The sequence below is a fragment of the Cellulomonas sp. P4_B5_2 genome, assembly GCF_056402235.1.
On record NZ_JBFUHU010000234.1, the window covers coordinates 1 to 7,179 of the forward strand.

The 7,179-nt window shown below is 71.5% G+C and carries 7 protein-coding genes; 4 read left to right on the top strand and 3 right to left on the bottom strand.

Features of this window, described 5'->3' with window-relative positions:
- From AC1DUQ_RS15960 to AC1DUQ_RS15970, 3 genes are all read left to right on the top strand, one after another.
- Positions 1 to 1,897 (top strand): cation-translocating P-type ATPase (locus AC1DUQ_RS15960; protein ID WP_477074116.1); only part of this gene is annotated, 1,897 nt, incomplete at its 5' end.
- 15 nt (positions 1,898 to 1,912) lie between these two features.
- Complete coding sequence (locus AC1DUQ_RS15965) at positions 1,913 to 3,508, top strand: MFS transporter (RefSeq protein WP_477060951.1); 1,596 nt, start codon at positions 1,913 to 1,915, stop codon at positions 3,506 to 3,508.
- A 31-nt stretch (positions 3,509 to 3,539) separates the two neighbouring features.
- Positions 3,540 to 3,932, top strand: a complete 393-nt coding sequence (locus tag AC1DUQ_RS15970) for a DUF7144 family membrane protein (RefSeq protein ID WP_477060950.1) — start codon at positions 3,540 to 3,542, stop codon at positions 3,930 to 3,932.
- On the opposite strand, the gene AC1DUQ_RS15975 is transcribed toward AC1DUQ_RS15970, so the two are convergent.
- Both AC1DUQ_RS15975 and AC1DUQ_RS15980 read right to left on the bottom strand, forming a co-directional pair.
- The gene (locus tag AC1DUQ_RS15975; protein ID WP_477060949.1) at positions 3,933 to 4,685 is read right to left on the bottom strand and encodes a PIG-L deacetylase family protein; all 753 of its coding nucleotides are present in this window, start codon (positions 4,683 to 4,685) and stop codon (positions 3,933 to 3,935) included.
- Between the two features lie 10 nt (positions 4,686 to 4,695).
- Complete coding sequence (locus tag AC1DUQ_RS15980) at positions 4,696 to 5,250, bottom strand: O-acetyl-ADP-ribose deacetylase (protein WP_477060948.1); 555 nt, start codon at positions 5,248 to 5,250, stop codon at positions 4,696 to 4,698.
- 810 nt (positions 5,251 to 6,060) lie between these two features.
- On the opposite strand from AC1DUQ_RS15980, the gene AC1DUQ_RS15985 reads away from it, so the two are divergent.
- Positions 6,061 to 6,618: a hypothetical protein gene (locus AC1DUQ_RS15985; protein WP_477074117.1), complete on the top strand. Its 558-nt coding sequence runs from the start codon at positions 6,061 to 6,063 to the stop codon at positions 6,616 to 6,618.
- 4 nt (positions 6,619 to 6,622) lie between these two features.
- On the opposite strand, the gene dtd is transcribed toward AC1DUQ_RS15985, so the two are convergent.
- Positions 6,623 to 7,060, bottom strand: coding sequence for a D-aminoacyl-tRNA deacylase (gene dtd, locus AC1DUQ_RS15990; RefSeq protein WP_477060946.1), 438 nt, complete (start codon positions 7,058 to 7,060; stop codon positions 6,623 to 6,625).
- Positions 7,061 to 7,179: the final 119 nt, after the last annotated feature.

A 7,179-nucleotide genomic window follows, 5' to 3' on the forward strand; every position in this document is an offset into this window, starting at 1 on the left:
GGTCGCGATCTCCGCGATCCCGACCGGTCTGCCCACGTTCGTGCAGGCCATGCTCGCGTACGGGGCGCGTCAGCTGGCCGACGCGAAGGCCGTCGTCGCGAACCTCAACGACGTCGAGACGCTCGGGGCGACCAGCTCGATCAACTCCGACAAGACGGGGACGCTCACCCTCAACGAGATGACCGTGACCGCTCTCTACACGGTGGGCCAGCACTTCACCGTCGAGGGCACCGGGTACGGCAAGACCGGCACGATCCTGCAGGCGGCCGGCGCGGAGGTCCCGGACCTGACCCCGCTGGCGTACGGCCTCTGCCTGGCCAGCGACGCCACCGTGTCCGACTCGGGCGCCGTGATCGGCGACCCGACCGAGGCGGCGCTCGTGGTGCTCGCCGCGAAGCTGGGCATCGACGCCGAGGAGAGCCGTCGGACGTACCCCCGCGTCGCGGAGGTGCCGTTCGACTCGGCGTACAAGTTCATGGCGACCGCCCACTGGCTGCCCTGGCGGGGCGACCGGTCGCTCGTCGAGGTGGTCAAGGGCGGCCCGGACGTCGTGCTGCAGCGCTGCACGCACGCCCTCGCCGGTCCCGGCCGGACCGTCCCGCTGGAGTCCATGCGCGCGGACATCGAGGCCGAGATGGAGCGGCTCGCCGAGCAGGGTCTGCGCACGCTCGCCTTCGCGGTGCGGTTCCTCACGCCGGCCGACGAGGCCGCGCTGGTCGCCGACCCGATGTCCTACGTCGAGGAGCTCGTGTTCGTCGGGCTGGTCGGCATCGTCGACCCGCTGCGGCCCACCGCCAAGGTGGCCGTCGACATCGCCCTGAAGGCCGGCATCGAGGTCCGCATGATCACCGGCGACCACGCGGTGACCGCGAGCGCGATCGGCAGGCAGCTCGGCCTCGGCCCCGGAGCGATCAGCGGACCGGAGCTGGCCGCCCTCACCGACGAGGAGCTGCTGGAGCGACTGCCGAACCTGCACGTGTTCGGCCGCGTCACCCCCGAGGACAAGCTCCGGCTGGTCCAGCTCATGCAGAAGCAGGGCCTGGTGGTCGCCATGACGGGCGACGCGGTCAACGACGCCGCCGCGATCAAGCAGGCCGACATCGGCGTCGCGATGGGTTCCGGCAGCGAGGTCACCAAGCAGGCGGCTCGCCTGGTGCTCACCGACGACAACTTCAGCACCCTGGTGCACGCCGTCGAGCTGGGCCGCAGCATCTACCAGAAGATCACCGCGTACATCCGCTTCCAGATGAGCCAGCTCATCGGTCTGGTGGTCCTGTTCCTGGCAGCCAGCGTCTTCGACATCGCCGACGGTGTCGCGATGACCCCGATGATGGTGCTGTTCCTCAACTTCTTCGTCTGCGTGTTCCCCGTGATCGCCATCATGCTCGACCCGGTGGGACCCGGGATCATGGACCGGGCGCCGCGCGACCCGGACGTCGGGATCACCAACGGCCCCGCCGTGCGCCGCTGGATCATCAACGGCGCGATCCTGTGCATCGCCTCGGCGATCCCGCTGGTGCTCGGTCCCGACACCCCGGCCGCCGACCACCCGACGGCGTCGATGACGATGGCGTTCGTCGTCATGGGACTCGGTTCGGTCCTGTCCGGCCTCGTCCTGCGCCGCGAGCCGGAGTCCGGCCTGGCCGCTCCGCTGCTGACCGCGGTCAAGGTGCTCTCGGTGCCGGTGATCCTCGTCGTGCTGGCCACCGAGCTGGACTTCCTGCAGCGGTGGCTCACGACACAGCCGCTCACCGGGTCCCAGTGGCTCGCCTGCCTGGGGCTCGCCCTGCTGCTGCCCGTCGTCGCGGAGATCGACAAGGTGCTCATGCGCCGCAGGGCCACCCAGCCCGTGCTCGCTCCCCCGGAGGCGGTGAGCCCGGCGCGCGCCCGGGCCTGAGACGAGGGGATCGACATGACCACCACACCGGAGGGCGACACCGCAGCGTCCGCGGGGAATCCCCGACTCGCCATCCTGCTGGCGATGGCGATGTTCGTCCTCGTGGTGGACACGTCGCTGATGAACGTCTCCATCTCGGCCGTGGTCCGCGACCTCGACACGACCGTCAGCGGGGTGCAGTCCGCGATCGCCCTCGAGGCGCTGGTCTCGGCCGCGTTCATCCTCATCGGCAGCAAGATCGGCGACCTGTTCGGCCGCAAGAGGGCCTACGTGGTGGGCCTGCTCGCCTACGCCGTCGGCGCCCTGGCCATGACCCTCGCGCAGAGCCTGACGGCCATCATCGTCTTCTGGGCGGTCATCGGCGGGCTCGGTGCCTCGCTGCTCCTCCCGGCGATGCAGTCGCTCATCCACGGCAACTTCGCCGGTGCCGCCCAGCGCAAGGCGTTCGCCCTGGTCGGCGCGGCCGCGGCGATCGCTGCGGCGGTCGGCCCCCTGCTCGGCGGGTTCATCACCACCTACCTGTCGTGGCGGCTGGCGTTCCTGCTCGAGGTCGTGATCATCGCCGTCGTGCTCTCGGGGATCCGCCTGGTCAAGGACGTCCCGTACACGGGATCGCGCCACATCGACGGAGTCGGCGCCGTGCTCTCGGTGCTCGGCATGGGCGGCGTGGTGCTCGGCATCCTGGTCTGGCAGGAGGGCGGCGAGTCCGTGGCCGCGATCCTGGCCGTCGGCGTGGTGGCGCTCGGCTCGCTCGTCGTCTGGCTCCGCCAGCGCAGGCGGCTGGCGCAGCCGACCCTGATCGACCCGGACCTGTTCGCGTCCAGGGTGTTCCGGTTCGGGATCACCGAGCAGTCGCTCCAGCAGATCGCCCTCGGCGGCACCATGATCGCCCTGCCGATCTACCTCCAGGTGGTGCTGGAGTACAGCGCGATGGGGGCCGGGCTGTCCATCGCACCGCTGTCGCTGAGCATGTTCGCCGTCGCGCTCGTCGCCGGCAAGAAGGCCGGCACCCACAACCCGAGCGGCATCATCCGGTGGGGTTTCGCGCTCCTGCTCGTCGGCGTCGCGGCCGTGATCCTCGTCGTGCCCCGGGCGGACTCCGGCTGGTGGCTGGTGCTCCCGCTGCTCGTCGCCGGGTCCGGGCTCGGTCTGCTGGTGTCGCAGCTGAACAACTACACCCTGGCGCCGATCTCCGAGGAACGCGTCAGCGAGGCCGCGGGCATCAACTCCGCCGCCGGCTCGTTCGGGCTGTCCTTCGGCCTGGCGTTCGCGGGCGCGATCCTGCTGGCCGCGCTCGCGACGATCTTCACGTCGATGGCGTCCCAGAGCACCGTGCTGGACGCCGCCGAGCAGACGCAGGTCGCGCAGGTGCTGGAGCACGACGCCCAGGTGGTGAGCACCACCGACCTCGAGAACCTGCTCGTCGGTCAGCCGCAGGACACGCAGGACGAGATCATCCGGATCAACACCGAGGCCCGGCCGCTCGCCCTGCAGATCGCCATGCTCGTCCCGCTGGTCGCCGCGCTCGCCGGCCTGCTGGTCTCGTTCCGCATGGCCAGGCTCCCCTACGTGCCACCGGCCGCGCCGGTCGAGGCCGCCGTCTGGGGATGAGACAGCACACCCACCTCTCGGAAGGACAGCCATGACTGAGACCCGGAACTCGTTCGCGGTGGGGGTGACCGTCTTCGCCGCGGTCCTCATGCTGCTCGTCGGGACCTTCCAGGCCGTCGAGGGCCTGGTCGCACTCCTCGGCGACACGCTCTACCTGGTCGGTCCGGAGTGGACGTTCTCGTTCGACGTGACGACGTGGGGCTGGATCCACCTGATCACCGGGATCGTCGTCGCCGTCGCCGGGTACTTCGTGCTCACGGGAGCGGTGTGGGCGCGGAGCGTGGCGGTGTTCCTGGCGTCCCTCAGCGCGCTGGAGAACTTCCTGTGGCTGCCGTACTACCCGGTCTGGAGCGTCATCGTCATCGCGCTGAACGTGTTCGTGATCTGGGCGCTGACGGCCCACGGCCGCGACATCACCAGATAGTCAGTCGCCGATCATCGGGGGCGGCGCCTGCAGGTCGTAGGCACGGAACAGCACGGCGTTGCCGACCCCGATCGCGCGTCCCTGCATGCTCGTGATCATCGAGAGCAGGTCGCGGGGGGCGGGGTGCCCGGGCAGCCCGGCGAGGTACTGCTCGTGCGCCTCCAGCGACGCGATCCCAGCCTCCAGCGCGTCCCCGGTGACGTCCACGCCGTGCGTCGGCCGGGGGTCGCCGCCCACCAGCAGCCAGCGGACCTGCCACGGCTCGAGGCCGTCGTCGTCCAGCAGCTCGGTGAACACCCACCGGTTCCCGGCGTCGCGCACCGCGTCGAGCGTGGCCAGCCCGGCCACACGGTGGTCGGCCATGTTGAGCCCGGCGACGAACTCGACCTCCCACGACCCGGTGAGCACCACATCGGGCCGGTACTCCCGGATGCGCCGGGCGATGTCCCGCCGCAGGGGCAGCCCGTACTGGAGCACGCCGTCGGGGTGCTCCAGGAACCGCACGTCCGTCACGCCCACCGCGGCGGACCCGGTGATCTGCTCGCGGGTGCGGATCTCGCGGGTGCGGTCCGGCGGGGACGCGTCCATGCCGGCCTCCCCGCGGGTGAGCACCAGGTAGGCCACCTCGACCCCCCGGGCGGTCCAGACGGCCACCGCGGAGGAGGTGCCGTACTCGACGTCGTCCGGATGGGCCACGACGCACAGCACGCGGCGGAACTCGGCATCCGGCAGCGCCGGCAGCAGCTCGGGCATGCTCACGACGCTAGCGGGGAGCGAGCACGCTCTGGAAGGCCTGCAGGGCGGCCGGCGAGAAGAGGACGAACCGCACCAGCTCGATGCCGTCGGCCCGCGGGTGCCCCTCGGACCACCCGGCGTCGGCGCCCTCCTGCCAGGCCCGCACGGTACGGACCGCGATCCGGGCCACGTCCTCGATCGCCCAGCCGTACACACCCGCGCTGACCGCGGGGAACGCGATCCTTGACGCGCCGAGCTCGACGGCGAGCTCCAGCGGCCGCGCGAAGCAGGACGAGAGCAGGACGGGATCGGTCTGCCCGGCGTGCCGGTTCGGGCCGACCGTGTGCACGATCCAGCGGGCGGGGAGCCGGAACCCGGGGGTCGCGACGGCGTCGCCCACGGGCAGCCCGTCGGGCAGCGTGGTCCGCCGCAGCTCCCGGCAGGCGGCCAGCAGCTCCGGACCTGCGGCGGCGTGGATCGCGCCGTCGACACCCCCACCGCCGAGCAGGGACGAGTTCGCCGCGTTGACGACGACGTCGACGTCCTGCGTCGTGATGTCGCCCCGGACCGCCTCGATCAGCACCCCGCCATCATGACCCGCGGACATGGGTAAGGCCCCTCGGACGCTTACTCCGAGGGGCCTTCACCGGTGCTCAGGCTACAAGGCGGCTGCGCGCGGACGGGTGAACGACACGCGGCTCGTCCACAAATTCTGTCCACAGCCCTGTGTTAACCGGATGTTTCCGCAGGTGAACCTGTGGACAAGGTTGTGGGCGCAGCGGTGGATAAAGAAAGGTCCAGGAAGCCCTTGTGGCCCCTTCCCCAGGAGGACTAGAAATCTCACATCGAGATCGACAGATCGAGAACCACAGGTGAAGGACCCCACCCGGGTCGACTGAAACCGCAGGTCAGGTGGCCTCTTCGGAGCTCACGTGGACCGGGTGGACGATCGCTCGGACAGGACCGGAACCTCGACGCACAAGCCCCTTCGGGGACGCGAGCAGGCGGCGCAGAACGCCCTTCGGGGAGGTGGCGCCGGTGGGGACAGGCTGTGGATGTCGGGCTGACCGGAGAACGGACGACCACATCGTCGTGGCAACACGACGACCCGCGGATGACGACGCGGGGGCCGTCAAGGCGCCGGTTGGTTGCTCGCAGTCGTCCCGCCCACGGTGGGCCGCAGGCGTCGGAGCCCCTCGGGGCGAGGATGCCGGTGGCGAACCGGGTGACGGGACGTAGTCGCACCGTCAGAGCGGCGTCGGTCTCCGGTCCGCCGGGGACGGAAGACCTGCGAACACGGTAGGGCCCCTCGGACGCTTACTCCGAGGGCGATCTGTACCCGTCGGAGCAGCGGGCGAACCCTCGATGGGTCGCCCGCGCGATCGGGCTCCTGGTGCTGTGGCTCGTGTGGACGTTCGCCATCGCCGCCGTGCTGCTGCTCACCGGGACCGCCGGGAGGGAGTCCGACTGGCTGGTGGCCGTCGTCGCGATGCTGACCGCGCTCGCTCCGACGTGGCTCGTCGTCCGGGCGGCGCGCCGACGCTGGGCGCTCCTCGCAGGCTCGGCCGTGGTCCTGCTCGCCATCGGGCTGGCGCTCGGCACGCTCGGCGGTCCGAGCCTCGCCCGCATGACGAGCGTCGGTGCGTCCCTCCCGGTGGCGACCGGTGCGCACCTGATGACCACGTCGAGCGTCGAGAACGCCCTGTGCCTGCAGGAGTGCTCGCGCGTCGTCCACCTGTACGCCGTGCCGGACGCGGGCGCGGCCCAGTCGGAGGTGGGCGCGGGCCTGGTGGCGTCCGGGTGGCGGGCGGAGAACGCCGGTGGTTTCTGCCGCGACGGCTTCGGGGTGACGTTCGTCGACGGCGCCGACAGTGCCGTGGTCGACCCGCCCGCGGCGCCGACCGGGCTCGAGCTGCTGAGCGTCGTGACCACCGACTGTGGGCACATCTAGCCCGTCACGCGTCGGGCACGGACTCCAGCAGGATCGTCACCGGGCCGTCGTTGACCAGCTCGACGGCCATGTCCGCGCCGAACACCCCGGTGGCCACCTCGAGCCCACGGCCACGCAGCGCGTCGACGACGGCGTCCACCAGCGGCTGCGCCACCGGACCGGGGGCGGCGGCGTTCCACGTGGGCCGGCGGCCCTTGCGGGTGTCGGCGTAGAGCGTGAACTGGCTGACGACGAGCACGGGCGCACCGACGTCGACCGCGCACTGCTCGTCGCGCAGGATGCGCAGCTCCGCGATCTTCCGCGCRATCAGCTCCACCTGCGCGGGCCCGTCCCCGGGGGTCACCCCGACCAGCGCCACGAGACCGGGCCGGTCGATCCTGCCGACGACGATCCCGTCGACCGTGACCGACGCGCGCGTGACGCGCTGGACGACCGCCCTCATGCGCCGAAGGCCGCGACGACCTCGCCCACCGGGGCGCCGTGGCCCAGCACGGGCGTGAGCCCGACGGGCTCGACCAGCGCGGGGTCGAYGCCGGCCACCACCAGGGCAGCGGCGAGGAC

What these genes read in the sequence shown, in the direction of transcription:
- AC1DUQ_RS15965 (WP_477060951.1), top strand. Translation starts at nt 1,913, where the DNA reads ATGACCACCACACCGGAGGGCGACACCGCAGCGTCCGCGGGGAATCCC.
- AC1DUQ_RS15970 (WP_477060950.1), top strand. Translation starts at nt 3,540, where the DNA reads ATGACTGAGACCCGGAACTCGTTCGCGGTGGGGGTGACCGTCTTCGCC.
- AC1DUQ_RS15975 (WP_477060949.1), bottom strand. Translation starts at nt 4,685, where the DNA reads ATGCCCGAGCTGCTGCCGGCGCTGCCGGATGCCGAGTTCCGCCGCGTG.